At 66.7% G+C, this 25,406-nt stretch carries 24 protein-coding genes, 1 tRNA gene and 1 pseudogene; 17 read left to right on the top strand and 9 right to left on the bottom strand.

Annotated features, from left to right (window positions below):
* Position 1: 1 nt before the first annotated feature.
* The 4 genes from LRS14_RS20785 to LRS14_RS20770 form a co-directional block, all read right to left on the bottom strand.
* Positions 2–283, bottom strand: a complete 282-nt coding sequence (locus tag LRS14_RS20785; protein WP_257800904.1) for a TrbC/VirB2 family protein — start codon at positions 281–283, stop codon at positions 2–4.
* On the bottom strand, positions 280–804 hold the full coding sequence (locus LRS14_RS20780; protein WP_257800903.1) for a lytic transglycosylase domain-containing protein: 525 nt from the start codon (positions 802–804) through the stop codon (positions 280–282). The genes LRS14_RS20785 and LRS14_RS20780 overlap by 4 nt, the downstream gene beginning before the upstream one ends.
* 7 nt (positions 805–811) lie before the next feature.
* Positions 812–1,372, bottom strand: a complete 561-nt coding sequence (locus tag LRS14_RS20775) for a hypothetical protein (RefSeq protein ID WP_257800902.1) — start codon at positions 1,370–1,372, stop codon at positions 812–814.
* 103 nt (positions 1,373–1,475) lie between these two features.
* The gene (locus tag LRS14_RS20770; RefSeq protein ID WP_257800901.1) at positions 1,476–2,318 is read right to left on the bottom strand and encodes an autoinducer binding domain-containing protein; all 843 of its coding nucleotides are present in this window, start codon (positions 2,316–2,318) and stop codon (positions 1,476–1,478) included.
* 509 nt (positions 2,319–2,827) lie between these two features.
* Between LRS14_RS20770 and LRS14_RS20765 the strand changes: the two genes are divergently transcribed.
* The 7 genes and pseudogenes from LRS14_RS20765 (at position 2,828) to LRS14_RS20740 (ending at position 9,559) form a co-directional block, all read left to right on the top strand.
* Complete coding sequence (locus LRS14_RS20765) at positions 2,828–3,466, top strand: response regulator transcription factor (RefSeq protein WP_257800900.1); 639 nt, start codon at positions 2,828–2,830, stop codon at positions 3,464–3,466.
* Positions 3,467–3,698: 232 nt separating this feature from the next.
* Positions 3,699–4,355 carry a CPBP family intramembrane glutamic endopeptidase gene (locus LRS14_RS20760; protein WP_257800899.1) on the top strand — a complete coding sequence of 219 codons (657 nt, stop codon included), beginning with the start codon at positions 3,699–3,701 and terminating at the stop codon, positions 4,353–4,355.
* Positions 4,356–4,357: 2 nt separating this feature from the next.
* Positions 4,358–4,813 (top strand): annotated as a pseudogene (locus LRS14_RS30765) (TonB-dependent receptor plug domain-containing protein); the annotation flags it as partial.
* A gap of 265 nt (positions 4,814–5,078) precedes the next feature.
* Positions 5,079–6,497 (top strand): TonB-dependent receptor, encoded by a 1,419-nt coding sequence (locus LRS14_RS20755; RefSeq protein ID WP_310740862.1) that lies wholly within the window; start codon positions 5,079–5,081, stop codon positions 6,495–6,497.
* Between the two features lie 402 nt (positions 6,498–6,899).
* Complete coding sequence (locus LRS14_RS20750) at positions 6,900–7,403, top strand: hypothetical protein (RefSeq protein WP_257800898.1); 504 nt, start codon at positions 6,900–6,902, stop codon at positions 7,401–7,403.
* Entirely contained in the window at positions 7,400–8,857 is a 1,458-nt protein-coding gene (locus LRS14_RS20745; RefSeq protein ID WP_257800897.1) for a sensor histidine kinase, read from the top strand. Before LRS14_RS20750 ends, LRS14_RS20745 begins: the two co-directional genes overlap by 4 nt.
* Before the next feature lie 396 nt (positions 8,858–9,253).
* Positions 9,254–9,559 (top strand): hypothetical protein, encoded by a 306-nt coding sequence (locus tag LRS14_RS20740; RefSeq protein ID WP_257800896.1) that lies wholly within the window; start codon positions 9,254–9,256, stop codon positions 9,557–9,559.
* Between the two features lie 32 nt (positions 9,560–9,591).
* Here LRS14_RS20740 and LRS14_RS20735 read toward each other — a convergent pair whose 3' ends face one another.
* From LRS14_RS20735 to LRS14_RS20720, 3 genes are all read right to left on the bottom strand, one after another.
* Positions 9,592–9,819 (bottom strand): AlpA family transcriptional regulator, encoded by a 228-nt coding sequence (locus LRS14_RS20735; RefSeq protein WP_257800895.1) that lies wholly within the window; start codon positions 9,817–9,819, stop codon positions 9,592–9,594.
* A gap of 823 nt (positions 9,820–10,642) precedes the next feature.
* On the bottom strand, positions 10,643–11,923 hold the full coding sequence (locus LRS14_RS20725) for a phage integrase central domain-containing protein (protein WP_257800894.1): 1,281 nt from the start codon (positions 11,921–11,923) through the stop codon (positions 10,643–10,645).
* 181 nt (positions 11,924–12,104) lie between these two features.
* Positions 12,105–12,180: transfer RNA gene (locus tag LRS14_RS20720), tRNA-Ala, on the bottom strand.
* Positions 12,181–12,305: 125 nt separating this feature from the next.
* Here LRS14_RS20720 and LRS14_RS20715 point away from each other — a divergent pair.
* The 10 genes from LRS14_RS20715 (at position 12,306) to LRS14_RS20670 (ending at position 22,716) form a co-directional block, all read left to right on the top strand.
* Positions 12,306–13,238: a MurR/RpiR family transcriptional regulator gene (locus LRS14_RS20715; RefSeq protein WP_046115124.1), complete on the top strand. Its 933-nt coding sequence runs from the start codon at positions 12,306–12,308 to the stop codon at positions 13,236–13,238.
* Positions 13,235–14,239 carry an isoaspartyl peptidase/L-asparaginase family protein gene (locus LRS14_RS20710; RefSeq protein ID WP_257800893.1) on the top strand — a complete coding sequence of 335 codons (1,005 nt, stop codon included), beginning with the start codon at positions 13,235–13,237 and terminating at the stop codon, positions 14,237–14,239. Before LRS14_RS20715 ends, LRS14_RS20710 begins: the two co-directional genes overlap by 4 nt.
* Positions 14,236–16,107 carry a dipeptide ABC transporter ATP-binding protein gene (locus tag LRS14_RS20705; protein ID WP_257800892.1) on the top strand — a complete coding sequence of 624 codons (1,872 nt, stop codon included), beginning with the start codon at positions 14,236–14,238 and terminating at the stop codon, positions 16,105–16,107. The genes LRS14_RS20710 and LRS14_RS20705 overlap by 4 nt, the downstream gene beginning before the upstream one ends.
* Before the next feature lie 68 nt (positions 16,108–16,175).
* A complete protein-coding gene (gsiB, locus tag LRS14_RS20700; RefSeq protein WP_257800891.1) occupies positions 16,176–17,714 on the top strand; it encodes a glutathione ABC transporter substrate-binding protein GsiB in 1,539 nt (512 codons plus the stop codon).
* A 1-nt stretch (position 17,715) separates the two neighbouring features.
* Positions 17,716–18,636 (top strand): glutathione ABC transporter permease GsiC, encoded by a 921-nt coding sequence (gsiC, locus tag LRS14_RS20695; RefSeq protein ID WP_046115121.1) that lies wholly within the window; start codon positions 17,716–17,718, stop codon positions 18,634–18,636.
* The gene (gene gsiD / locus LRS14_RS20690) at positions 18,633–19,514 is read left to right on the top strand and encodes a glutathione ABC transporter permease GsiD (RefSeq protein ID WP_404977599.1); all 882 of its coding nucleotides are present in this window, start codon (positions 18,633–18,635) and stop codon (positions 19,512–19,514) included. The genes gsiC and gsiD overlap by 4 nt, the downstream gene beginning before the upstream one ends.
* Positions 19,483–20,598 carry a P1 family peptidase gene (locus tag LRS14_RS20685; RefSeq protein ID WP_257800890.1) on the top strand — a complete coding sequence of 372 codons (1,116 nt, stop codon included), beginning with the start codon at positions 19,483–19,485 and terminating at the stop codon, positions 20,596–20,598. The genes gsiD and LRS14_RS20685 overlap by 32 nt, the downstream gene beginning before the upstream one ends.
* Positions 20,595–21,440, top strand: coding sequence for a M55 family metallopeptidase (locus LRS14_RS20680; protein WP_257800889.1), 846 nt, complete (start codon positions 20,595–20,597; stop codon positions 21,438–21,440). Before LRS14_RS20685 ends, LRS14_RS20680 begins: the two co-directional genes overlap by 4 nt.
* Positions 21,441–21,451: 11 nt before the next feature.
* Positions 21,452–22,084, top strand: a complete 633-nt coding sequence (locus LRS14_RS20675) for a hypothetical protein (RefSeq protein ID WP_046115118.1) — start codon at positions 21,452–21,454, stop codon at positions 22,082–22,084.
* Positions 22,084–22,716, top strand: coding sequence for a flavin reductase family protein (locus LRS14_RS20670; protein ID WP_257800888.1), 633 nt, complete (start codon positions 22,084–22,086; stop codon positions 22,714–22,716). The genes LRS14_RS20675 and LRS14_RS20670 overlap by 1 nt, the downstream gene beginning before the upstream one ends.
* Positions 22,717–22,743: 27 nt before the next feature.
* Here LRS14_RS20670 and LRS14_RS20665 read toward each other — a convergent pair whose 3' ends face one another.
* Together LRS14_RS20665 and LRS14_RS20660 are read right to left on the bottom strand one after the other, a co-directional pair.
* Complete coding sequence (locus tag LRS14_RS20665; RefSeq protein WP_046115116.1) at positions 22,744–24,504, bottom strand: diguanylate cyclase; 1,761 nt, start codon at positions 24,502–24,504, stop codon at positions 22,744–22,746.
* 277 nt (positions 24,505–24,781) lie between these two features.
* Positions 24,782–25,321 carry a type 1 glutamine amidotransferase domain-containing protein gene (locus LRS14_RS20660; RefSeq protein ID WP_257800887.1) on the bottom strand — a complete coding sequence of 180 codons (540 nt, stop codon included), beginning with the start codon at positions 25,319–25,321 and terminating at the stop codon, positions 24,782–24,784.
* Positions 25,322–25,406 lie beyond the last annotated feature (85 nt).

The following is a 25,406-nucleotide window of genomic DNA, read 5'->3' as shown; positions in this document are numbered from 1 at the left end:
CTCAGTTGACGATGTACGCCGCGAAGGCGCCGGCGCCGCCGACCAGCGTGCCGCCGATCAGCACGTTGGCGACGTCTGACAGGCGAGCGCCCTGGAAGATCATCTTGAAGCCCGCCCAGATGATGGCGATGGTGACCACCGCTACCGAGATCGTCACTAGGATGGTGTTGATGTTGACGACAGTGGTGTTCACCTTGTCAAAGCCCTGGGCGCGCACGGCAGCGGCCACCAGCGGCAGGACAACGGACGTGGCGATGCGGGCGCAGCGAACAGATCGGCTCATGATGGCTCCTTCGGCAAGACAGGCGGGACAGGGAAGGCGGCCGGCACCGCCGGGATGGCGGCGCGGACGCGGTGCACGTATCCGTGCTGGAAACCGGTAGAGAAGTTGCCGCTGTAGTAGCAGGACAGCGAGCGCTGCAGGGCCTGCTGCGCGGAAGCAGGGGACGGTGATCCCGCATCGCGGTCAGTCGCCCGACCGAAACAATCCAGCAGCACTGTTTGCATGGCCGCCAAATTGCGGCAGGGCTCGAAGGCGGTGTCGAGTGACAGGCCGAGGCGGGTCAAGTTGCGCACGTTGATCTGCCCGAGCCCGACGCTGAAGTTCCAGCCGGCGGCGTGCAGGGCACGCGCGGTCGCCAGCGCTTCTACGGCGTCACGGGGCTGGCGCTGCAGGGCGCCGCCAACAACGCCGATGGCCCAGGGATCGAAGCTGCTCTCGGTGCGCAGCAATGCCAGTGCCGTGCTGGTGTGCACCTGGGGTGCACACGTCAGCAGCAGTGAAACGAGCCAAGTGGGGGTCATGGGTGTCTCACGGTGCCGTTGGGTCGGGGACAACAGGTGGCTGCATGGCCGCCCAAACCGCGTAGTCGTCCTCGAAGCGGCGATTCCAGGATCCCAGTTGCGCCTTGGCCGCGGGACTGAACTCACTGACAGCCTCACCGTCCCGGCGCCACCAGGTGCGCACAAACGGCTCGCCGCGGATCGACACCGACACCGCGCCTTCGAAGGCACAGTCGTACTGCGTGCTGTTCTCGGTGTCGAACGACGAGACGTACTGCGGCGGGCAGAAGTCTGGTGCGCTCGCCCACTGGTGGGAAGCGCTGTTGCCAGCGCCGGCCATGGCGCACGTGGGGAATGGCCGGCCGAGCGCTAGATCGCGGAACAGCTCGCGGACGGGCGGAACACATTGCGGGATGGCGCGCCAGCTCGGAGCGGCCAGGCAGAGGAGGACGAGGCAGCCGTCGAGTGCATCAGCACGGGCGGCCACCATGGCAAGAGGCGCAAACAGAAGTATTGCGCGACTCTGCTGGGCGATCGTCACCCACAGATGGTCGGCTGCATGCCTTTGGGGACGAGACAAGAAGGTCATGATGGCTCGCACTGAGTTGGACCGTCGATCGTTTGAGGGGCGCCGACGCGTCCCATGTCGATCAATATAGGTCTCTGCCTCGAGATGCGGAGCGATGACTTTTTCAGCGAATCATCGGTAGGACGCTCGTGTTGAACGGTGCCCCTACGTTGGTGGCGTTGTGCTCGCCTTGAATAAGCCCACATTCCATCGCGAGCTGTGCTGCGGCACGACGGTTTGGAACGTGCAGCCGCCGGTTGAGCCTTTGGAACCGCGAGTTGATCGACTGCCGTGTCACCTTAAGTGCATCGGCAATCTCGTCACTATTGCGACCGTTGACATGAAGCTCCAAGAGCACGAGGTCGTCATCGGTCAGCCGGACGGCGGCCAGCTTCTCGCGCCGGCGGTGCGCTACCCACCATCCATGCAGTTCTATAGCCAGCGAGCGACCGCGGATTCGTAAGAGTGCGAAGTCGCTGTCCTCAAAGAATCCAGGCTGGCTGTGGCCCAGCACCAGTAAGCCGAAGTGCGCAGCACCGAGGTCAATGTGCGCCGGCATCAACGCACACGAGACAAAGCCAGCCGCGGCAGCGAGCTGACGTGTCCTAAGCTGGTTCTCAGTAAGACCCGTTAGACGCGAGGCAAGCAAAGGTTCCATATGCCACCTGGCATACGATACCCAGGGATCCGATCGGTAGAGCTGCTCGTCAATGTAGCGGCGAGGCCAGTTAGCGTCACAAGCCGACTGCATGCACAGGGTCTCAAAGCCGTCGTTGCAGCAGAAGACGCTGGTGAACCACGCCCGTTCAGCACCCAAAATAGCTATCCCATCGCGGAAGCGATGGTGCAGGGCTGCCACATCGTCGGACTTTAAGATCTCCAAGGTCGAGCGCGTCGCCGCGTCGACGTGCACTACGTGTTCCGGGCTCTCGTTGAATGTCGCATTGGCCTTGTCAGGATGGCCCATCATCCAACTCCCAAAGTTCGGTCACGTCACGCTGTAACGCCTGGTGCAGGATGGGGTTGTCGAACCGTAGGGAGTCTTCACGCCACCACATGTCGAACGCCTCGCGGTGATCGAAGTGCAAAACTGCCAAGCTAGCGACGCCATCTTCAGCGCGCTGGCGGCACTCGACTGCCAAACTGTTTCCTACGCGGTAGATCAAAAACCGGAGTTCCCTTCGACCGACGGTCGTGGCATGTCCCCGCGTACGCCTTCCGGCCGCTTTGCTGGCGACCACTCCAGGTGGCAGACGACAAGCAGACATGTTGCTTCCGTTCAGTGGAAGTATTGTGTCCGATGAACTGAGATCTTTGCTACCCCTGTAAGAGATCCCATGGACTCGTCTGGGAATGTCGCTTGCCCTGGGGCGACTGCAACAAACGGGCGACGTGCGAACACCACGTCGTCACGTTCCAATGGAAGTACCATGCTCGCGAATACGGATGGAACTATCCTCTCTCGCGAGGTGACACTTGCCGACCATCAAAGTCTTGCTTGCAGACGATCACCCGCTCATACTGGAAGGAGTCCGGCATGCACTTACAAAGCAGGGGATGAAGGTGCTGGCTGAGGTCACGGCGGCCTCGGAAGTGCTGCCACGAATGAAGCAGCATCAACCAGATGTTGCCGTGCTCGACGTTCGCTTTGGCCCGGGCCCGACGGGCTTGGACGTGGCTCGAGAAGTGTTGGCGCAGCAGCCTGGTGCGCGCATCGTCTTCTACAGCCAGTTTGACCAAGACGAGGTCATTCGAGACGCGTATCGTTTGGGTGGCGCAGCGTTCGTCACCAAAGATCAGCGGCCAGAGGTGCTGTATGAAGCCATCACTGAGGCGGCGCACGGCAAGACGTTTATTCCGCCGGCCATCGCGCAACGACTGGCGGTGTTGGGTCTGCATGGCGATGATTCCCCCCGCGCACGGCTCGACCCTCGAGAACTCGAAGTCTTTTTGCACTTGGCCAGCGGCTTGAACAACAACGAAATCGCCGAGCGCATGGCCTTGTCGTCAAAGACCATTGGTATGGTCGGGCAGACCGTTCGCGAGAAACTCGGCGTCCAACGCGGCGCGGATCTCACGCGCCTCGCCGTTCGGCACGGCATGATCGACCCCTGACAAGACGGCACGTGGCGGGGCTTCCATGCCGAACTCCTACCTTCTGCTCGGAGTTGCCGTTCTCTTAACGAGAGTCCCGGCATCGATCGCAAGTGAGAAGGTCGCGCGATGGGGTTGGGCGGCGCTACTTGCAAGCTCGCTCGTCGCTGCCTTGGCCGAAGGACAAATGACATGGGTGGGCACTGTGCCCGTCATCGTCCTATGGGCCACGGCCACCTGCTATCAGCTTGCAATGTCGCCTCAGCTGCGCACGGCTTGCGCATGGGGCGCCGCTTTGCTTGCGGTCGCGATGGCGACACACCGTCTGCCCGGCTTTACCCCGCTGTCGATTGCTGATGGTCCAGTGAGCCAGGCATCCGCGCCAATGGCGCTGCGGGCCCATCTCGACAAGGGCATGGCCGGCGCAATACTGTTGGGCACCTTTATGCCACAAGCTACCACTCTGCGCGGTATCGGGCGCGCGATTGCCGTCGGACTCGGCGTTGGGCTGGCGACCACCATCATTGTCGTAGGCGCGGTTGCATGGTCGGGCGCGGTTCGCCTAGATCCCAAGCTGCCCGGAATCGCGCTGCAGTGGATGGCGGTCAACTTGTTTCTGACGTGCGTGCTCGAAGAGGCGCTGTTCCGCGGTCTGCTGCAAGACCGCCTAACGCGAAGGCTGCAGCGCCACAAATCGGGTGTGTGGCTGGCCCTGGCCGTGGCAAGCTTGCTGTTTGGCCTCGCGCATGCCGGTGGAGGACCGCTGCTGATCTTGGCGGCGGCGGCTGCTGGCGCAGGCTATGGGATGGCCTACCTGGTCACCGGGTACATCGAGGCACCAGTCGTTGCGCATTTCACCCTTAATGCGGTCCACTTCTTCGGTTTCACCTATCCCTATGCAGCGAGGTGACCATGGCTATCACGTGCAAGAGCGTCACTCGCCGCCTAGCGGCCATTGCCGCCGCCGTCTTTAGCGCAGTTCCGGCTCGATCCGAGCCCGGCGTTCCGGCAGACGCAGAGCTCCCAATGGTCATCACGCCGACTCGGCTACTTCAGTCGCTGTCTGATGTGCCAGCAAGCGTCACGGTCATTACTGCTGAGATGCTGCGCCTGTTCGGCGTGCGATCCATTCCCGATGCGCTGCGCCTCGTGCCCGGGATGGCGGTCTTGCAGGCCACGGGGCCCGACTACCAAATCAGCTATCACGGTACAAACACCCTGTCACCGCGGCGCATGAACGTGCTGATCGATGGCATCTCTGTGTATCGGCCTGCGTTCTCAGAGGTGGTCTGGTCCCAGCTACCGGTAGCCATCGACGATATAGAGCGCATCGAGGTGACGCGCGGTCCCAGTTCCGCCAGCTATGGTCCCAATTCGATGTTGGCAGTGATTAATATCATCACGCATAACGCGGCCGACGTCGGCTCTAGACGCGCCTCTGTGACTGGCGGCCGCCGCGTCGGCGACGAGGTAAGCATGCGCCTTGGGTTCCGATCTAAGGCTGCTGCATTGAGCCTGACTGCAAGCCGGTCGTTGGACGAGGGTTTTGACTGGGTGACGCAAGATCCCAGAGGGCACGACAGCCTAGCGATAACGCGTTTGGGCCTCCGACTCGACGCTCAGCTGCCGGGCGGTGACTTGGCGGGCGCGCGAGCCATGGTGGCGCGGGGCGTCGCCGGAATTCCGTTCATCGACCAGTTCCAGCAGAACTACCCCGATCGGCGCTTCTCAGACACCTACGTCAGCGGCTTCTGGCAACGGGACTTCTCGCCGGAACATCAGCTGCGGCTATCAATCGACTCAGCGCACCAGCGTAACCGCCAGACATGGCGCACCTGTCTACCCACCATGGTGCTCCTTCCTGAGCTGTTCAACCTCTGGCAGGCCAACCCACAGTACGCGGACGCTATCCTTTCGGGCCGCGTGCCGATTGGCTCGGGGGGCGCCCCGCGACGATCAACTTGCCGCGCTGGCCATCGATACGTTGCGCACGCTCGGTCCGGAGGCTGCAGTGCAACCGCGGTGCGGCACAACGGACCAGGATGCGCTGCAGTTCCGCACGGACCTGGAACTGCAGGACACGCTGGTGTTGTCGCCCGACCTGCGCTTGGTCACCGGCATTGGTTGGCGTCGCCAGGGCGGCGACAGCGAGACCTATCTCGGTGGGCGGCAGACGAGCACGGTGCGTTGGCTGTTCGCCAACGTCGAAGCGAGGCCGCAATCCTGGGTGACTCTCAACGCCGGTGGCTACGTTGAGCACAACAGTCTCGCGCCCTCCAGCTTCTCACCCCGGATTGCGGCCAATTGGCACATAGCGCCGGCGCACACCGTCCGCATCGCTTGGTCGAAAGGCACTCGGGCGCCGGATATTCAGGAGCAACTGACCAACTGGACGATTCGGTTCCGCGATGTCGAACCGCTGTTGAACGGCGCGTCTACCTCGAGGTTTTATCAGAGTCGCGTGGGTGAGGGCGGCCTACGGAGTGAGCGGATTGTTTCGCGCGAGATCGGCTACCTCGTCAATTTGCCGACTTGGGGGTTGATTGTCGACGCTCGCCTGTTCGATGATCGGCTTACCGACCTCATCTCCGAGCGCACCAACCTAGCAGGTGTACCGCCGACCAACGCTGGAGCCGTTCACCTGCGCGGCAGTGAGTTGCAGGTCAGCGGCCGATTGTCGGCTCAGTGGATGGGGCACGCGACCTACGGTTACCTTGACAACCGGCGTTTCACCAACATCCTCGAGCGCACACTGTGGTCGCGGCACAGCGGCAGCTTTGGTCTGAGCCGAGAGTTCGAAGGAGGGTGGCAGCTGTCGGGTGCCTACACGGGCGCTTCAGGTACCGGCTATCAGCAGTCTCGGTACGGTCGCACTGATGTCACCGTCTCAAAGGCCTGGAAGCACGGCGCGGCTCAGTGGCGCATCACTGGCCACCTCCAGCGTTCGGAACGTACGGGTGTTACCTACTCGATCGGTTCCGAAACGGCGTTGGAAAGCCGGTACAACGGTCGCCTTCGGGGATTTGTGAAGCTCGCCGTTGACCTCCCTTGAGCTGAGGTGCCGCGGTGTCGGGGTGAGTTTGGATCGCCGCCGGCTGCTGCATGTCGCTGGCGCTGTTGCAGCCATTGCGCCGCTGGGTGTTGCTGCCCAACCGACTGCAGAGCTCCGCATCTTGCTCGATTCCGCCTCGCCAACAGCGGCCGGGATTGCGAGAGCGCTGGATTTGCGTTTTGATCGGGTTACTGCAGTCACCGACATTCGTCAGCTGCGGGCGACTCCTGCACCAAAGTTCTACGTCGCCATCGGCGCTGACGCATTGTCCGCCGTAGCGGGGAACAGCTTAACGCGCCTGCGCTGGCGCTGCTGGTTTCTCGCCAGGCTTATGAGCGCATCGTCGCTGGCCGGACTGACGCCATCACCGGCATCTATGCGGACCCGTCGCCAGCGAACCAGATGCGCCTGATTCGCGCCGTCTTTCGACGTCGCGTCACCGTGGGTTCACTAGTGTCGCAGACGTCGAGCCATCTGATCGACCTCCTGAGTGATGCTGCAGCCGTCAACGATCTGACATTGCATGCAGAGGTCTATGAGCCAGCGCTGGGCTTGTCACGTAATCTGCTTCGCATTGCGAATGCAGCCGCCGTGCTCGCTTTCCCAGATGCAGGCGTGTATCCGTCGCATCAACTGCGTGAACTGCTGGAAGCAACATACCGCCGTCGACAACCAGTGTTCGGGTTCTCCTCTGCTCTGGTGGCGGCCGGAACCTTGGCTTCAGCTTTCTCGGACCCGGACGACCTCGCTACGCAGATTGCCGGTATGGCGCAAGAGCTTGCCCACCGGCGTCTGCCGTCGGCGCAGTACCCGCGCTACTGGCGTGTGTCCGTGAACGAAAGCGTCGCCCGCTCGTTGAACATTGTTCTTGATGCGTCGGTGTATCAGATGGGAGACCGGCCATGAGGCGCTTGTGGAACACGGTGCGGTGGAGCATCGCAGGGCGGCTCATTACCCTAGCACTTGCACCGACAATGCTCATGCTTGTCATCGTGAACGGGGCCTTGTACTGGCAATCGCTGGCCGATGCCAGCGCAGATGCACAAGATCGCGGCGTCCTCATTGCCCGGTCGCTGGCTGAGGGCAGCCGCTATGGGGTAGTGTCGGGCAACACGTTCGGCATCGAGCAGACAGTCAGCGGGATCTTCGCCGCAGACCCTAGTGTCGTGCGGATCGCAGTCCTGGACGGCCAACGCCGGCCCAGCGTGCTACGCCAGACTCGCTCACAGCCAGCAGATGTGCTTTATGTTGAGGTGAGCATCACAGCGGAGCCGCTGAACGTCGACACGTTTGACACGGCAGGCCGGACCAGTGGGCAGGCACATGCCGGGCCGCTCGGCTACGTCCAAGTGTCGGTATCGCCAACGCCGCTCGCCGCTAAACGAGCTCAGCGGCTCATGATTGGTGGAAGCTTGATTCTAGGGTCCGGACTGGTCAGCGTCGGTCTGGGGTTGGCGCTAGCGCGGCGCCTGCGCGATCCGCTGGTGAGCATTCTCGCCTCAATCCGTTCCATCATGGCTGGCAGGTTCGAACTGACTACAGGCGGGGAAGCGCCTGGGGAACTCGGCGAAGTGCAACGAGCAGTCCAGGCGATGGCACAGGCGTTGCAGCTCACGCAAGAGCGGCTGGAGGGTCAAGTGCATGCGCGTACGGTCGAACTACGCGATGCCGTCGAACGGCTTAAGGCCGCCGACGACGAAAAGCGGCGGTTGATTGCGTCAAGCAATGCAATGGTGGAGGATGAAAGGCGGCGGATCTCGTTGGAGATTCACGATGACCTGAACGCTGCCCTTGTCACCATCCGCATGCATGCGGCCGGTTTGGCGTCTGCAGTAGCCGCGCGCAATGCAGATGAATTAGTAAGGACGGCCGACCGAATTGTGACGCTTGTAGACCAAACCTACGGCCGGGCGCGCGACATCGTTCGTAACCTCCGCCCCGAGATCCTAGATGCGCTTGGGCTCGCAGGCGCCGCCGAAGAGATGGTCCGCCATTTTGACGCGCCGAAGGGCGAGTGCCGCTACAGCTTCAAGCTTACCGGCCCTATACCTTCGCTCAATGAGGCAACAGCCATTGCAGCCTATCGGATTCTCCAGGAGGCTCTGTCGAACGTATCCAAGCATGCCCATGCCACGCAATGCCGCGTCACCATCAGTCCACTTGATGTTGGTGGCGGCATACGATTGTGCATAGTGGATGACGGCGAAGGTATCGAGAAGGCACCGGCTGGCACTGGCCTTGGATTGGTGGGGATGAGGGAGCGGCTGGCTGCGCTTGGAGGGTCACTAACGATCAGCACCGGGTTCGGGCAGGGCACAACGCTTGAGGTGGTGATTCCGGTCGGCGATGAAACGGCGTAAAGTGAAGAACATCTCGTCTTGGTTCGATCGCACGTTGAGAATCTGTAGTGGCATCCGGCGATGGCGGGCGACTTAAGGCGTTTCAGTTCCGAATCATACGAAGCAGAGAGTCCGGTGTTGGTGGTAAAACACCGTCGTCACGTTTCGGCAGTTGCAGTCGCCTCAGCTGTTAGGGCAACAAACTACCAGTAGCGCCGTACCTTCAGACGTGAGAAGCACATCTTTCAGGCGATTGATTAGCGGACTTGACATTGACGGCCGCGCAGTTTATGACAAGAAGGACCGGCGGACTGTCTGCAATCAGCCTTATACTCATTCACTCTGCCGCAGCAACAAAATCGCTCTCGCTCTACACACGCCATAGTCTGTTGAACCACTGCTCACATCGGAGAACTTATGTGGCTGTTGCTAACCCGGCAAGGTAAGCCTGACGTGCCAGTCTGGAGCGGCAGGCGCCTGCTTGCCGCCGTTGATGCGATTGCATGGCCGTTGTTTTGGGTGCTCGTGATTCGGCACGCGACGCAGCCTGTCGGACTGGTTGGGCCGATCGTTGCTGCTTTCGCGATGTCGCTGGGCCTTGTCCGTCTTCGCCGCGCCGTGTTCATGAACCACCGCTACCGATTTGCGACCTGGCGTTGGTGCAAGGTCGCTGCGGCGATGCTTGTGATCGGGTTCCTACTCAAGCTATCGATGACGACTTAGGAGGAGCCCATAGAGCTGTGGTAAAGCTATCGCTACTGCGATGCCAAGCACCTTTCGGAGCTCCATTGTTCGAGGTCGACGCGACGCCAGGCTACTGCGCGCTTGGCGAGGCGCACAGGGGTTGGGAAGTCGTCCTCGGCCATCAGGCGGTAGATCGTCGAACGTCCAAGGCCAGTCAAACGCATCACGCCAGCTATTCGGACGAACACGACCTGCTGTGCGTCCGCCGCGGGAACCGGGCGTTGAGAGTATGAGTTCATTTGGGCCTCCTATTCAGCCTACTGACTACTTTAGGCATCTCATCCCATCCCGACGCGATGATTTCGCTCAAGAAAGTGTCGCTAGACTAACCCTTGAGGGAGACTTGGGGGCGTAACCGGTAGGCAGCCAGCCAACACATCTATGCCAGAGGGGATGCTTCGTTCACATGACCAATGCACTCAGCGATGCGGCAGCAGCGCTTCAATGTCGCAAGCCCTTTGCGTAAGCGACCCCTGCAGGACGTCCTTTTGGCCGGCGTAAGGGTCTTTCCCGTTCTGCTTCGACGACTGTCAGGCCAATGGCCGCCGGGGCGCATTGCACCCCCATTGAAGAAGGACATCGGTCCGACCCTCCCCACGCCCACGCGAGCCGCCGCAAGCTGGAGGCGGCCCGAGCGCTGGACCAGGGTGGTCAAGGAGCGCGGGGACGCCCACATCGGGGCGCGCTGTAACTGCATGTAGACGCCACAGCCAGCACACTGTCGCGCCGTTGCGGACCGGCGGAGTGAAGCTACTGACCTTTGCAGGGAAGGCCGTGGGCATTTACGCGTTGACGAATTAAGCCAACGCGGCTACCGCCGCCACTATGAGGATCGCGGCAGCGTGCCGCCGAGGAAATATCAGCCCGCGTCCTACGCAACGCCGTTCCGCGCGACGCGCTCCGGTCGCAGAGAGGCGGCGTCAAGTTGCCGACAGCTTTCATTGGACGTCAATGACTTCAAGCTGCCCGACTCGCTGGGCGAGCGGCTCATCCGCCCGCTTATCAGCTTCGGCAGGCAGCGCGTTTTGGTGTGTGCCGCCCTGACGTGCAGTTGAGAGCAGGTCACGGCTCATTGGAACGGCCGGTCCTGCCTTCAAAACTGCGGCTAGATGCGCGCAGGCTGTCCAGGTAATCTGCCCACACCGTCATCATGCGCCGCCGTTCGGGCAGGTGTTCGGCATGGTTGTAGGCCGCTTTGACGCTGTTGCGCTCGGCATGTGATAGCTGTCGCTCGATCACGTCGGATGGCCAACCGAGCTCATGCAGCATGGTTGACGCCATGCTGCGGAAACCGTGCGCGGTCAATGTGCTGCGCGTATAACCGAGGCGGCGCAGGGCTGCGTTGATGGTGTTCTCGCTCATGGGCTCACCGTTGGTCCGTACCCCCGGAAACACCCAGCGCGACTGACCGGTGAGTGGCTGCAACTCCTTCAACAGCTCGATCGCCTGGCGCGGCAGCGGCACGATGTGCAGACTGCGTGCCTTCATCTTGGCCGCAGGGATCCGCCATTCTTGCTTGTCCAGGTCGAACTCACTCCACTCCGCACGACGGAGCTCGCCGGGCCTGACGAACAGCAGCGGCGCGAGCTTCATCGCACAGCGGGTGATGACACCACCTTGATACGCGTCCACGTCGCGCAGGAGCGCGCCCACACGACGCGGGTCGGTGATGGTGGGGTAGTGCTCCGGTTTCCACGGCGGCAGGGCGCCTCGCAGGTCGCGCGTGGGATCGCTTTCGAGCAACCCTGATGCGACGGCGTAACGGAAAACCTGCCCACAGTTCTGCTGTACCCGGTGAGTCGTCTCGATGGCGCCCCGTTCCTCGACCCGCTTGAGTATCTGGAGCAGGTCGGCCGGTCGGATGCCGGCGATGGGGCAGCTGCCGATCCAGGGAAAGACGTCCCGTTCCAGTCGGCGAATCACCTTGTTGCCGTGCGACGGCGCCCACGTGCCCTGGTGCTTGCCGTACCACTCCCTGGCGACGGCTTCGAATGACCCGGGAACAGGTTGTCCGGAGGCCACCAGTGCTTCGATGTGACGTTGCCGGCGGTGCACCTCCCGGCGCTCCTTGCGGGCATCGCTCGGGTCGATGCCCAGGCGCGCCAGTTTGCGCGCCTGCTCGGCGCTCCGCCGGGCGTCTGCTAGGGATACGGTCGGATAGGTGCCGAGACTGAGAGTCTTGCGGCGACCGTTGACAATGTAGTCGACACGCCAGCCGTGCGACGCGCCGTTGACGCTCAACAGAAGGTAGAGGCCTGCGCCGTCACTAATCCGCCGCTCAGTGCTGCCAGTCCGTGCTCGCGACTTGAGCGTCGCGGCCGAGGTGATGAGGTGCTGGGGCATGCAGTAACTCCACTAGGAAACTGTCCACAGTCTCAGGTTACTGCGTCAGTTACTGCAATGCGAACTCAGACGGGGTGGGACGTCCTGGTACGTCAACGGACGAGAAAAAGGCCCTAAGACGTTGATTCTTAGGGCCTTTTGCTTCCGCTGGGCGCCCTTGGGACGCCGTGGGACATCGAGTTGGTGGAGACGAGGAGGATCGAACTCCTGACCTTCGCATTGCGAACGCGACGCTCTCCCAGCTGAGCTACGCCCCCACTACAGCCGGCGATTATAGACACACCTTTGGGGGATAACGCCGGGGCCGCGCACCGGGCTGGGGCGGTACAGTCGGCCTGTAAGTTGCTTTCCAGAAGCCATCGCTTTCTGTAATCCTGTTTTCATGCCGACCCCTGTTCATCCCGCCGACTGGTCGGGCCGCTTCGCTGCCCTGCCGGTGCTACAGCAAGTGGCTGCCGCAATGCCCGGCATGCCGGCGGCGTTGCAGCGCATGGGGCAGGCGGTGCTGGCGCATCCGTTCCGTGCCGCCACGCTCAACATCGACGAGTTCGCCGGTGAGGTGTCGGTCTCGGTGGCCACGGCCAATCGCTTTGCACGGGCGCTGCATTTCGCCGGCTATCCGCAGTTCCGTGCCGAACTGGCCCGCGGCTTCGAAGCCATCCTGGCGCCGGTGGAAAGCCTGCGCAGCAACCTGCGCCACGGCGCCAGCATCCCGCAGGCGATGGCCGCCTCGCTGGGCGAGACCCTGGGCAACCTGGAGCACACGCTGCAGGCGCTGCAGCAGCAGCCTTGCGAAGCCGCGGTGCGGCTGATCGCCGAGGCCGAGCAGGTGCTCACGCTGGGCTGGGGCAGCAGCGCCTACCTGGCCGGGCTGCTGCAGCATGAGCTGGAGCCGTACTGCTCCCGCGTCAGCAGCCTGGCCCAGGCCGGCGGGCCTTCCCATGCGGCGCGGCAACTGGTCAAGCGCGGGCCGGCCGACGTGCTTATCGCACTGGCCTTCCCGCGGTACGTGGAAGACACCATCCTGCTCACCCGGCTGGCGCGCGAGCGCGGCGTCAAGGTGCTGGCGCTGACCGACGAGCCCACTTCGCCGCTGGTGCCGCTGGCCGACGTGGTGCTGTATGCCCGCGTCAACCGCCAGATCGCCTCCACCAGCAATGCCACGGTGCTGGCGCTGCTGGAAGCGCTGGTGGCGGCCCTGGTGCACAACACGACCGGCGCGGTGCAGCGCGCCGAGGAGATGGCCAGTGGCGTGCTGCCCTGGCTGCAGATCGGGCCGGGCCGCAGGCCCTCGGCCCGCAAGGAATCGCCATGAGTTCTTCGAGTTCCCGTCCCGTGCCGGTCATCGCGCTCCATGGCGGCGCCGGCACCCTGTCGCGCGCCACCATCTCCGCCGAGCAGCAGGCCGCCTACCGCGATGCGCTGGGCACCATCCTGCGTGCCGGCCAGGCCATGCTGGCCGAGGGCGCGGATGCGCTCGACGTGGTCACCGAAGCGGTGCGCCAGCTGGAGGAATGCCCGCTGTTCAATGCCGGGCGCGGCGCGGTGTACACCGCCGAGGCACGGCATGAGCTCGATGCCTGCGTGATGCGCGGCAGCGACCTGGCCGCCGGCGCGGTGGCCGGCGTGCGCACGCTGCGCAATCCGGTGCTGGCCGCGCGGGCGCTGCTGGAAGAAGGCGGCGCGGTGATGCTGATCGGCGAGGGCGCCGAGCGCTTCGCGGTGCGGCAGGGCTGCGAGACGGTGTCGCCCGACTGGTTCGGCACGCCGGCGCGGCTGCAGCAACTGCGCACGATGCAGGCCGCCCAGGCCGGCGACACGATGGCGCTGGACCACGACGGCGCCGCGGCGCAGGCGGCGCAGGCCGCCCCCTTGGACGAGCGCGCCAAGTTCGGCACCGTCGGCGCGGTGGCGCTCGATGCCCAGGGCCACCTGGCCGCCGCCACCTCCACCGGCGGCATGACCAACAAGCGGCCCGGTCGCGTCGGTGATTCACCGCTGATCGGCGCCGGCTGCTATGCCAACGACCGCACCGTCGCCGTGTCCTGCACCGGCGCGGGCGAGGCCTTCATGCGCGCGCTGGCCGCGCACGACATCTCCGCATTGATGGCCTACGCCGGCCTGCCGCTGGAAGAGGCCGCGCGCCGCGTGGTGATGGACACCCTGCCGCCGCTGGGCGGCCGCGGCGGGCTGATCGCGGTGGATGCGCAGGGCCATGTCACGCTGCCCTTCAACACCGAAGGCATGTACCGCGGCTGGGCCCGCGTGGGCCAGCCAGTGCGGGTGGCCATCTATGCCGACGAGGAGGGCGCATGAACAACAAGCCCGCCGTGCCGGCGGCGCTGCGCCGCGTGCTGGAGGTGGAAGACCTCAGCGTCAGCTTCAAGACCGAGCAGGGCCGCTTCCAGGCGGTGCGGTCCCTGGGCTTCCACGTGGACGCCGGCGAGACGCTGGCCATCGTGGGGGAGTCGGGCTCGGGCAAGTCGGTTTCGTCACTCGCGTTGATGCGGCTGGTGGAGCATGGCGGTGGCCGCATCGACAGCGGCCGCATGTGGCTCACCCGCCGCGATGGCGAGCGCATCGACCTCGCCCAGGCGAGCCCGGCACAGATGCGCTCGCTGCGCGGTGCCGACGTGGCCATGGTGTTCCAGGAGCCGATGACCTCGCTGAACCCGGTGTTCACCGTCGGCCAGCAGGTGGCCGAGAGCATCGTGCTGCACCAGGGCCGCAGCCAGGCCGAGGCACTGGCCGAAGCGCTGCGCCTGTTCGACCTGGTGCGCATTCCGGAATCGCGCGAGGTGCTGGGCCGGCACCCCCACCAGCTGTCGGGCGGCATGCGGCAGCGGGTGATGATCGCGATGGCGCTGGCCTGCCGGCCCACGCTGCTGATCGCCGACGAGCCCACCACCGCGCTCGACGTCACCATCCAGGCGCAGATCCTGGCGCTGATCCGCCAGCTGCAGCAGGAGCTGGCGATGGGCGTGATCTTCATCACCCACGACATGGGCGTGGTGGCCGAGATCGCCGACCGCGTGCTGGTGATGAAGCGCGGCGACAAGATCGAGGAGGGCGATTGCCGCTCGCTGTTCGCGCAGCCGCGGCAGCCCTACACCCAGGCCTTGCTGGCTGCGGTGCCGCAGCTGGGCGCGATGCAGGGCCAGGACCTGCCGGCCCGCTTCGCGCTGCCGGGCGAGGCATTGGTCGATGCGGCCCGCGAGCAGATCCTGATGCCCGACAGCGTGCGCCGCGACCTGCCTCCGGTGCTCAAGGTCGACAAGCTCGTCACCCGCTTCCCGCTGCGCAGCGGCGTGTTCGGCCGCGTCAAGCGCCAGGTGCATGCGGTGGAGCAGATCAGCTTCGAGCTGCAGGCCGGCGAGACGCTGGCCCTGGTGGGCGAATCGGGCTGCGGCAAGAGCACCACCGGCCGCTCGCTGGCGCGCCTGATCGCGCACCAGGGCGGCCACGTGGAAGTGGCCGGCCGCGACATCGCGCCGCTGGAAGGCGCGGCGCTGCAGGCGCTGCGGCGGGACATCCAGTTCGTGTTCCAGGACCCGTATGCCTCGCTCGACCCGCGGCTGACGGTGGGCTATTCGGTGATGGAGCCGCTGCTCATCCACAAGCTGATGCCGGCCGACAAGGCGCAGGAGCGGGTGCGCTGGCTGCTGGAGAAGGTGGGCCTGCCGGCCGAGGCCGCGCACCGTTATCCGCACGAGTTCTCGGGCGGGCAGCGGCAGCGCATCGCCATCGCCCGCGCGCTGGCGCTCAACCCCAAGGTGGTGATCGCCGACGAGGCGGTGTCGGCGTTGGACGTGTCCATCCGCGCGCAGATCATCAACCTGCTGCTCGACCTGCAGCAGGAGTTCGGCATGGCCTACCTCTTCATCTCGCACGACATGGCGGTGGTGGAGCGCATCAGCCACCGGGTGGCGGTGATGTACCTGGGCCAGATCGTGGAGATCGGCCCGCGCCGCGCGGTGTTCGAGAACCCGCAGCATCCCTACACCCGCCGGCTGATGTCGGCGGTACCGGTGGCCGACCCCACCCGGCGCAAGCAGCGCGAGCTGCTGTCCGACGAGATCGCCAGCCCGGTGCGTGCACTGGGCGACCCGCCCACCGTCGCGCCGCTGGCGCAGGTGGCGCCGGGGCATTTTGTCGCCCGCCATCCGGTGGGCGGCGCGTATTGAAAGCAAGGCCGGCTTCGGCCCGGACCCGTTTCTGAAGTAGCAGTAGCAGTCGTAGTAAGGAGTACCAGATGTATAGACAACAGCTCACCCGCCTGGCCGCCGCGCTGGCCATCGCCGGCACCGCCGTGGCCGCGCACGCCGCCAAGGACGTGGTGGTGGCCGTGCCGTCCACCTTCACCACCACCGACCCGTACGACGCCAACGACACCCTGTCGCAGGCCGTGGCCAAGTCCTTCTACCAGGGCCTGTTCGGCTTCGACAAGGACATGAAGATGGTGCCCGTGCTGGCCGACAGCTACACCGCCAGCAAGGACGGCCTGGTGTTCACCGTCAAGTTGAAGACCGGCATCCAGTTCCATGACGGCACGCCCTTCAATGCCGAGGCAGTCAAGGCCACGTTCGACCGGGTGACCAACCCCGAGAACAAGCTCAAGCGCTACAACCTCTACAAGAACATCGCCAAGACCGAGGCGGTGGACGCGGCGACGGTGCGCTTCACGCTGAAGGAGCCGTTCTCGCCCTTCATCAACTCGCTGGCGCATCCGTCGGGCGTCATCATCTCGCCGGCCGCGCTGGCCAAGTACGGCAACAAGGGCATCGCGCAGAACCCGGTGGGCACCGGCCCCTTCAAGTTCGTGGAATGGAAGGCCACCGACTACCTGAAGGTGGAGAAGTTCGACAACTACTGGCGCAAGGGCTACCCGAAGGTGGACTCCATCACCTGGCGCCCGGTGGTGGACAACAACACCCGCGCCGCGGTGATGCAGACCAACGAGGCGCACTTCGCCTTCCCGGTGCCGCCGGAGGCCGTGGCCACGCTGCAGAAGAAGCCCAGCCTGGAGGTGACGGCCGCGCCGTCCATCATCCACCGCTACCTGTCGATGAACACGCAGCACAAGCCGTTCAGCGACCCGCGGGTGCGCGAGGCCATCAACTACGCCATCAACAAGGAAGCGCTGATCAAGGTCGCCTTCTCGGGTTACGCCATCCCCGCCGAAGGCGTGCTGCCGCAGGGCGTGGAATACGCGGCCAAGCTGGGCCCGTGGCCCTACGACCCGGCCAAGGCGCGCGAGCTGCTGAAGCAGGCGGGCTATCCCAACGGCTTCGAGAGCACGCTGTGGTCGGCCTACAACCACACCACCGCGCAGAAGGTGATCCAGTTCGTGCAGCAGCAGCTGGCCCAGGTGGGCATCAAGGTGCAGGTGCAGGCGCTGGAAGCCGGCCAGCGGGTGGAGCGCGTGGAAAGCGCGCAGGACCCGGCCACCGCCCCGGTGCGCATGTACTACGTGGGCTGGTCGTCCTCCACCGGCGAGGCCGACTGGGCCATGCGCCCGCTGCTGGCCTCGGAATCCTTCCCGCCCAAGCTGTTCAACACCGCGTACTACAAGAACGATGTGGTGGACCAGGCCATTGCCAAGTCGCTGGTGACCACCGACAAGGCGGAGAAGGCCAGGCTGTATGCCGATGCACAGAAGCAGATCTGGAAGGACGCGCCCTGGGCCTTCCTGGTGACCGAGCGGCTGGTGTCGGTGCGTGCGCGCAACCTGGCCGGCTTCTACGTCATCCCCGACGGCAGCTTCAATTTCGACGACGTCGAGCTGAAGTGACATGCTGAGCTATCTGCTGAAGCGGCTGCTGGGCCTGGTGCCCACGCTGCTGCTGGTGGCGGTGTTCGTGTTCGGCTTCGTGCACCTGCTGCCCGGCGACCCCGCGCGGCTGGCCGCGGGGGTGGACGCGGGCCCGGAGACGGTGGAACTGGTGCGCCGCGACCTGGGCCTGGACCAGCCGCTGCACATCCAGTTCGTGCGCTTCTTCAGCCATGCGCTGCAGGGCGACTTCGGCAAGTCCATCCGCACGCAGCGGCCGGTGTCGGCCGAGATCGCAGAGCGCTTCGCGCCCACCTTCTGGCTCACCGTCGCGGCCATGGGCTGGTCGGTGCTGCTGGGGCTGGTGCTGGGCATCGCCTCGGCGGTGTGGCGCAACCGCTGGCCTGACCGGGCCGGCATGTCGCTGGCCATCTCGGGCATCTCGTTCCCGCCGTTCGCACTCGGCATGCTGCTGATGCAGCTGTTCTCGGTGCAGCTGGGCTGGCTGCCCACGGTGGGCGCGGACACCTGGCAGCACTACATCCTGCCTTCGCTCACGCTGGGTGCCGGCGTGGCCGCGGTGATGGCGCGCTTCACCCGCAGCTCGTTCATCGACATCCTGAAGGAAGACTACGTGCGCACCGCCCGGGCCAAGGGCCTGGATGAGGCGCGGGTGATCTTCAAGCACGGTCTGCGCAATGCGCTGATCCCGGTCGTCACCATGATGGGCCTGCAGTTCGGCTTCCTGCTGGGCGGCTCCATCGTGGTGGAGGTGGTGTTCAACTGGCCCGGCATGGGCCGGCTGCTGATCGACTCGGTGGAGATGCGCGACTACCCCGTGATGCAGGCGCTGGTGCTGCTGTTCTCGCTCGAATTCATCCTCATCAACCTGGTGGTCGACGTGCTGTATGCCGTGATCAACCCGACCATCCGATACCAGTGAATACCCCATCTGTTGCCACGGCCACGCCGGTGCGCACGCCGGCCGCCGAGTTCTGGCGCAAGTTCAGGAAGCAGCGCGTGGCGCTGGTGGCCGGCGGCTTCGTGCTGCTGCTGGTGCTCGTCGCCGCGCTGGCGCCCTGGCTGGCGCCGTATGACGCCGAGAACTTCTTCGACTACGACGCGCTCAATTCGCCGCCTTCGGTCACCCACTGGTTCGGCGTCGATCCGCTGGGCCGCGACATCTTCAGCCGCATCCTGATGGGCGCGCGCGTCTCGCTGGCCGCGGGCTTCATCTCGGTGGCGGTGGGCGCGGTGGTGGGCACGCTGCTGGGCCTGCTGGCCGGCTACTACCAGGGCTGGTGGGACCGCATCGTCATGCGCATGAGCGACGTGCTGTTCGCCTTCCCGGGCATCCTGCTGGCCATCGGCATCGTGGCCATCCTGGGCAGCGGCATGATCAACGTGATCCTGGCGGTGGCGGTGTTCAGCGTGCCGGCCTTCGCGCGGCTGGTGCGGGGCAACGTGCTGTCGCTCAAGCACCAGACCTACATCGAGGCGGTGCGCTCCATCGGCGCGCCCGACTCGGTCATCATGCTGCGCCACCTGCTGCCGGGCACCGTGGCCTCGGTGGTGGTGTATCTCACCATGCGCATCGGCACCTCCATCATCACCGCGGCCAGCCTGAGCTTCCTCGGCCTGGGCGCGCAGCCGCCCACGCCGGAGTGGGGCGCGATGCTGAACGAGGCCCGGGCCGACATGCTCAACGCGCCGCACGTGGCGCTGTTTCCCAGCCTGGCGATCTTCGTCACCGTGCTGGCCTTCAACCTGCTGGGCGACGGCCTGCGCGATGCACTCGACCCCAAGCTCGACCGCGCCTGAGGCCGGCGGCGCCGCGGCCCGCAGCCGGCTGGGCGCGCCGCAGGTGGGCACGCTGCCCAGCGGCCCGCGGGATGCCATCACCGACGTGGCAGGGGTCTCTGTGGCCCATTGCACGCTGGCCGACGGCCCGGTGCAGACCGGCGCCACCGTGCTGCTGCCGCAGCCGGGCAACCTGTTCCTGCAACAGCTGCCGGCCGGCGTGGCGGTGATCAACGGCTTCGGCAAGAGCGCGGGCCTGGTGCAGGTGCAGGAGCTGGGCACGCTGGAGTCGCCCATCGCGCTGGTGAGCACCCTGGCCGTAGGCACCGCCTTCACCGCCCTGGTGCGCGATGCCATTGCCCACACGCCCGAGCTGGCGCGCAGCCTGCCGACGGTGAATCCGCTGGTCTTCGAATGCAACGACGGCTGGCTCAACGATGCGCAGGCGCTGCCGCTGCAGGAGGCCCATGTGCTGCAGGCGCTGGCCGCCGCGCGGCAGGGCGGCGGCAGCTTCGACGAAGGCAGCGTGGGCGCGGGGCGGGGCATGTCCTGCCACGGGCTGAAGGGTGGCATCGGCAGCGCCTCGCGCTGCGTGCGCTGGCAGGGCCGCGGCTACACGCTGGGTGCGCTGGTGCTGGCCAACCAGGGGCGGCCGGGCGCGCTGACGGTGGCCGGGCAGCGCATCGCGGTGCCGATGCAGCTGCCGGGCAGGCCGCCGCAGGCGCCCGCCGCCGAGCGCGGCTCCATCATCATGTTGCTGGCCACCGATGCACCGCTGGATGCCCGCCAGCTCACCCGCGTGGCACGTCGTGCGGCGGCCGGGCTGGCCCGCACCGGCAGCGACTATGGCCACGGCAGCGGCGACATCGCGCTGGCCTTCAGCACCGCGATGCGGCTGCCCCAGCGGCCCACCGAACCCATGCCGGCGCTGCCGCTGCTGCACGAGGCGGCGCTGGACGGCCTGTTCCAGGCCGCGGCCGAGGCCACCGAGCAGGCCATCCTGCATGCGCTGTTCGCGGCCACCGCCGTCACCGGCCGCGAAGGCCACCACCGGCTGTCGCTGCGCGACGTGGCGCCTCACCTGTTCCCCAAGGATTCCGCATGAAGCAGCAGCCCACCGTCCTGGTCGCCGTGGACATCGAAGGCGTGGCCGGCGTCTGGCGGCCCGAGCAGACGCAGGCCGGCAACGGCGACTACGAACGCGCGCGCCGCTGGATGACGCTGGAGGCCGATGCCGCGGTGCGCGGTGCCTTCGCCGGCGGCGCCGGCACGGTGCTGGTCAACGATTCGCACGGCCACTTCGGCAACCTGCTGGCCGACGAGATCGACCCGCGGGCCCAGCTCATCCAGGGCAAGCCGCGGCAGCTGGGCATGATGGCCGGTGTCGACCAGCAGGTGGACGGCGTGCTGATGATCGGCTGGCATGCCCGCGCCAAGGCGCCCGGCGTGCTGGCCCACACCACCAACAGCTTCGCCTTCGCCCGTGTGTGGCTCAACGGGCTGGAGGTGGGCGAGATCGGCCTGTATGCCGCGCTGGCCGGCCAGTTCGGCGCGCCGGTGCTGATGGTCAGCGGCTGCGACGTCACCGCCGCCGAAGCCGCGGCCCTGATGCCGCAGGTGGCCTGCACCGTGGTGAAGTGGTCGGAAGGGGCGCGCAGCGGGCGATCGATGTCGCCGCCATCCTCGCGCACGCTGATCGAGGCGGCCGCGAAGGAGGCGGTGCAGCGCCTGGCCAGCGATGCGCCGGCACCCCTGCAGCTGCCGGGCGGCGAGGGACGCATCGCGCTCAGGCTGCAGTGCCAGACGCCCGCGCTGGCCGATGCCTTCGCCCTGTGGCCCACGGTGCGGCGCGAAGCCACCGACACCCTCACGATCGACTGCGCCACGGTGCACGAGGCGGTGCGCTGCCTGAACGCGCTGTCCCTCATGGGCAACGCGCTGCGCTGAGCGCCAAGGCCATGCGCGGGCTCGACTTCAGCTCCTGGCAGGCCCTGCTCACCACGCTGGCCGGCGTGGTGGCGATCACGCTGGTGGTGGTGGGCATCCGGCTGGTGGTGATGCAGGCGGTGCAGGAGCGCCGGCAGCGCGAGAACCGGCAGATCAACGAGCGACTGCGCACGCTGATCGCCGCCTACAAGACGCTGGGCGGCTCCTTCACCGGCACCCTGGCGGTGGACCCGGCGCACCGGCGCGAGCTGCGTGCGCTGGGGCCCGAGGCCGACGGCGCCGCGGGCACCGAGCGCCGGCGCCGCATCCGCGACGCGGTGGAGGCCGCGCTGTCCGACATCATCCTGCTGGGCACCGAGGAACAGGTGCGGCTGGCGGTGCAGGCGGCCAACGACATGGCCGCCGGCCGGCCGGTGGAAACCGCGGAGATCGTGGTCTCGCTGCGCAACTTCATCCGCGAGGTGCTGGACCTGGACCCGGTGCCCAGGGAACTGGCCATCCCGCGCCAGGGCCCGCTGCGCCCGCCGGCCGGCGGTGCCCGCGGCGGCGGCAGCGGCACGCGGGGCGGCCAGGGCCGCGGCGCGCAGGACGGCGGCGGCGGCGGCCTGGGCGGCGGCATCGACATCGACACCGGGAAACACTGATGGACATCGACTTCGGCCAGCTCGACGCCTATGCCCGCTACAAGCTGATGGCCAGCCTGATCGTGCCGCGGCCGATCGCGCTGGTGACCACGCTGGGCGCGGACGGCACGGTGAACGCGGCGCCCTTCAGCATGTTCAACATGGTGGGCGAGGATCCGCCGATCGTGATGATCAGCATCAACCGGCTGACCGACGGGCAGCTCAAGGACACCGCCGCCAACATCCTGGCGCGGCGGGAGTTCGTGGTGCACATCACCGACGAGGCGATGGCCGGGCGCATGCATGCCTGCGGCGACCGGCTGCCGCCGCACGAGAGCGAGCTGGCGCATGCCGGGCTGACGCCGGTGCCGTCCCGGGCGGTGGCGCCGCCGCGCATCGCCGAGGCGCCGGTGGCCTTCGAATGCGTGCTGCACGAGACGATGGAGACGCCCAGCCGCTACGTGTTCATCGGCCGCGTGGTGTGGCTGGCCGCGCGGGAAGGGCTGATCGACACCGAGCGCTGGCGCGTGCGCCTGCAGGACTACCACCCGGTGGGCCGCTTCGGCGCCAGCTTCTACGTGACCACGCGGGACCGCTTCGCGGTGGATGGCAGCGACAAGCCGAGTACGCAGACGGCGATCGACGAGATGTGACCCCGGGCGAGGCCACCCGGTGGCGCCTCAGGCCGGTGCCATCACGGGGCGCCCGCGCTGGGCCCGGCGGCGGCCGGCCTGCTTGCCGGCATACATGGCCGCATCGGCCTGCTTGATGAGGTCGTCGGCCGCCAGGCCGTCCAGCGGCGCCAATGCATAGCCGATGGTCAGGCCCACCCGGCACACATGACCCGCGGCATCGAAGGGCACGTCGAAGGCCTGCAGCAGCTTCTGGCTCAGCGCCTGGGCGGCGTCGGCATCCGGCAGGCCGGTGGCGAGCACCACGAACTCGTCGCCGCCCAGGCGGGCCACCACGTCGGCGCTGCGCAGCTCCTGCTGCAGCCGCTGGCCCACCGACACCAGCAGCGCATCGCCCACGTCGTGGCCGTAGAGGTCGTTCACCGGCTTGAAGCCGTCCAGGTCCAGCAGGAACACGGCCAGCAGCTGCTCGCTGCTGCAGGCCTGCAGCGCCGGTTCCAGCCGGTCGTGCAGGCCGCGCCGGTTCGGCAGGCCGGTGAGGGCATCGGTGTGGGCCAGGTTGCGCAGCGCATGCGATTCGATGCGGGTGCGCTCCGCATGTCGGTGGATGGCCTGCACGCGCATCGCCAGCACCACCATCCACACCGCCATCTCGCACATGGTGGCCAGCGGGTACAGATGCAGCGGCCAGAAGGTGGCTTCCAGCTTGCCGAGGATGGTGCCCACCAGCGCCGCGGTGCCCACCAGGAAGATGCTCCAGCCGGCCACCATCACCATCGCCGTGCGGTCGCGCCGGCGGGCGCGCACCAGGGCCACCGGCAGCGCCACGCTGGTGGGCAGCAGGCCCATCATCGTGGCCAGTCCCTGAACCGCGCGGAAGTCCATCAGCCCGAGCTGGTAGGCGGCCAGGCCGGCCAGCGCCGTCCAGCCGATGGCCCGCAGCGCCCAGGCCGCCCAGCGGCTGACGTCGCGCACCTGCAGCGCCCGCGCCATGAAGCCCGAGCCGCCGAATACCGCCACCAGCACCGCCTGCGGCGAGATCTCCTGCGCCAGCGCCGGATCGTCCGGCCACACATGCTGGGCCAGGATGCCGAAGTAGGACAGGAAGAACACGGCATTGGCCGCCAGCATCAGCGCATAGAAGCCGAACATCGCGTCGCGCAGCGCCACGCCGTGGGCCAGGCTGTAGATCAGCATGGCGATGGCCAGGCCGGCCAGCAGGCCCTGGAGCAGCTGGGCCCGCGACTCCTGCTGCGCGAAGGCGGGCGGGGTGCGCAGGGTCATCGGCAGCACCACCGAACTGCGCGCCCACACCCGCACGATCAGCTCGCTGCCGCCCGGCGGCAGGTCCAGCGGCGCGGCCAGGGTGCGCGAGCGCAGCGGCCGCTGGTCATGCGGCATCGAGCTGCCCATCCGCACCTGCGACAGCAGCCGGCCATCGGCCACCAGGTACACGTCCACCCGGTCCAATGGTGGGTAGTTGATCTCCAGCACCCGCTGCTGCGGCGCGGGGCCGGCCACCTGCAGCGGAATGCGCAGCCACACCGTGGCGGGCATGCGGCCCAGATTGCCGGGGGTGCCGGCATGCGGTTGGAAGGTCGCGGGGCTGGCCAGCACGTCGGCCAGCGTCAGCGTGTGCTCGGCATCCAGGCGAAGCGTGACGGCCGGCCACAGCGGGATGGCTTCACGCTCGTCCACCGCCAGCGGCTGCGCGGCGGCCGGTGCCATCACGGCCAACCCCATACCCATCACCAGGCAGCAGGACAACAACAGCAGCAGGCAGTGGCGGTACAACGGGTGCAGGGGCATGACGGAGCCCTGCGGCGCGGCCGGGCGCTTGCGACACGCCTCGGCACGCCGGCGGGCGGCGCGGTGGAAAGACGGGCGCTATTTGGCCACAGCCCCGGCACGTCCGAGGGCCAGCCGAGTGCCGATGCGGCCTTCGTGACCGGTGCGGTGCTGGTGGCCGACGGCGGGGCCAGGGTGCCGGCGGCCGCACGCGCGGGGTAGGGGCCTGCACGAGGACTTCCTCGTGACCGGGCTGCCCCTGCAGCTGCCCGGCGGCACATGCCCCTGGCGCCCCGCCTCAGGCCAGCTGCGAAGCGATCGCAGCCACGAAGTCGTGCAGGTCCTCTGGCTTGCGGCTGGTGATGATGCCGCGGTCGACCACGGCCGACTCGTCGACCACCTCACCGCCCGCATTCGCCAGGTCCGTGCGCACCGAGGGCCACGAGGTCACCTTGCGGCCCTTGACCAGGCCCGCGTCGATCAGCAGCCAGGGCGCGTGGCACACGGCGGCCACCGGCTTGCCGGCCGCGGCGAAGGCCTTGATCAGGGCGATGGCGTCCGGCTCCAGACGCAGCGCGTCGGGGTTCATCTGGCCGCCCGGGAGCACCAGCGCGTCGTAGTCCGTGGCGTCGGCGTCCGACAGTGCCAGGTCGACCTTCACGCTCTGGCCCCAGTCGGTGTGGTCCCAGCCCTTGATGGAGCCGCTCTTCGGAGAGGCGACATGCACGGTGGCACCCAGGTCCGTCAGCTCCTGTTGAGGAACGAGCAGCTCGGACTGTTCAAAGCCATCGGTGGCGACGATCAGGATGCGGCGGTTGGAAAGCTTTTGGGCGGACATGGTCGGTGCTCCAGGCAGGGTTCGTTGTCAGCAGAAAAGCTTAGGTTCGATCCTGCGCGCTGCTGTCGGACAAAGCCGGCGCCTG

The organism is Aquincola sp. J276 (assembly GCF_024700035.1).
Lineage (GTDB): Bacteria > Pseudomonadota > Gammaproteobacteria > Burkholderiales > Burkholderiaceae_C > Aquincola > Aquincola tertiaricarbonis.
The sequence above is the reverse complement of the archived record's forward strand: the minus strand, read 5'-3'. Positions and strand labels throughout refer to the sequence as shown.

Coding starts and splice junctions, on each gene's coding strand:
- LRS14_RS20785 (WP_257800904.1), bottom strand. CDS start 283: ATGAGCCGATCTGTTCGCTGCGCCCGCATCGCCACGTCCGTTGTCCTG.
- LRS14_RS20780 (WP_257800903.1), bottom strand. CDS start 804: ATGACCCCCACTTGGCTCGTTTCACTGCTGCTGACGTGTGCACCCCAG.
- LRS14_RS20775 (WP_257800902.1), bottom strand. CDS start 1,372: ATGACCTTCTTGTCTCGTCCCCAAAGGCATGCAGCCGACCATCTGTGG.
- LRS14_RS20770 (WP_257800901.1), bottom strand. CDS start 2,318: ATGGGCCATCCTGACAAGGCCAATGCGACATTCAACGAGAGCCCGGAA.
- LRS14_RS20760 (WP_257800899.1), top strand. CDS start 3,699: ATGTCGCCTCAGCTGCGCACGGCTTGCGCATGGGGCGCCGCTTTGCTT.
- LRS14_RS20750 (WP_257800898.1), top strand. CDS start 6,900: ATGCGCCTGATTCGCGCCGTCTTTCGACGTCGCGTCACCGTGGGTTCA.
- LRS14_RS20745 (WP_257800897.1), top strand. CDS start 7,400: ATGAGGCGCTTGTGGAACACGGTGCGGTGGAGCATCGCAGGGCGGCTC.
- LRS14_RS20740 (WP_257800896.1), top strand. CDS start 9,254: ATGTGGCTGTTGCTAACCCGGCAAGGTAAGCCTGACGTGCCAGTCTGG.
- LRS14_RS20735 (WP_257800895.1), bottom strand. CDS start 9,819: ATGAACTCATACTCTCAACGCCCGGTTCCCGCGGCGGACGCACAGCAG.
- LRS14_RS20725 (WP_257800894.1), bottom strand. CDS start 11,923: ATGCCCCAGCACCTCATCACCTCGGCCGCGACGCTCAAGTCGCGAGCA.
- LRS14_RS20715 (WP_046115124.1), top strand. CDS start 12,306: ATGCCGACCCCTGTTCATCCCGCCGACTGGTCGGGCCGCTTCGCTGCC.
- LRS14_RS20710 (WP_257800893.1), top strand. CDS start 13,235: ATGAGTTCTTCGAGTTCCCGTCCCGTGCCGGTCATCGCGCTCCATGGC.
- LRS14_RS20705 (WP_257800892.1), top strand. CDS start 14,236: ATGAACAACAAGCCCGCCGTGCCGGCGGCGCTGCGCCGCGTGCTGGAG.
- gsiB (WP_257800891.1), top strand. CDS start 16,176: ATGTATAGACAACAGCTCACCCGCCTGGCCGCCGCGCTGGCCATCGCC.
- gsiC (WP_046115121.1), top strand. CDS start 17,716: ATGCTGAGCTATCTGCTGAAGCGGCTGCTGGGCCTGGTGCCCACGCTG.
- LRS14_RS20685 (WP_257800890.1), top strand. CDS start 19,483: ATGCACTCGACCCCAAGCTCGACCGCGCCTGAGGCCGGCGGCGCCGCG.
- LRS14_RS20680 (WP_257800889.1), top strand. CDS start 20,595: ATGAAGCAGCAGCCCACCGTCCTGGTCGCCGTGGACATCGAAGGCGTG.
- LRS14_RS20675 (WP_046115118.1), top strand. CDS start 21,452: ATGCGCGGGCTCGACTTCAGCTCCTGGCAGGCCCTGCTCACCACGCTG.
- LRS14_RS20670 (WP_257800888.1), top strand. CDS start 22,084: ATGGACATCGACTTCGGCCAGCTCGACGCCTATGCCCGCTACAAGCTG.
- LRS14_RS20665 (WP_046115116.1), bottom strand. CDS start 24,504: ATGCCCCTGCACCCGTTGTACCGCCACTGCCTGCTGCTGTTGTTGTCC.
- LRS14_RS20660 (WP_257800887.1), bottom strand. CDS start 25,321: ATGTCCGCCCAAAAGCTTTCCAACCGCCGCATCCTGATCGTCGCCACC.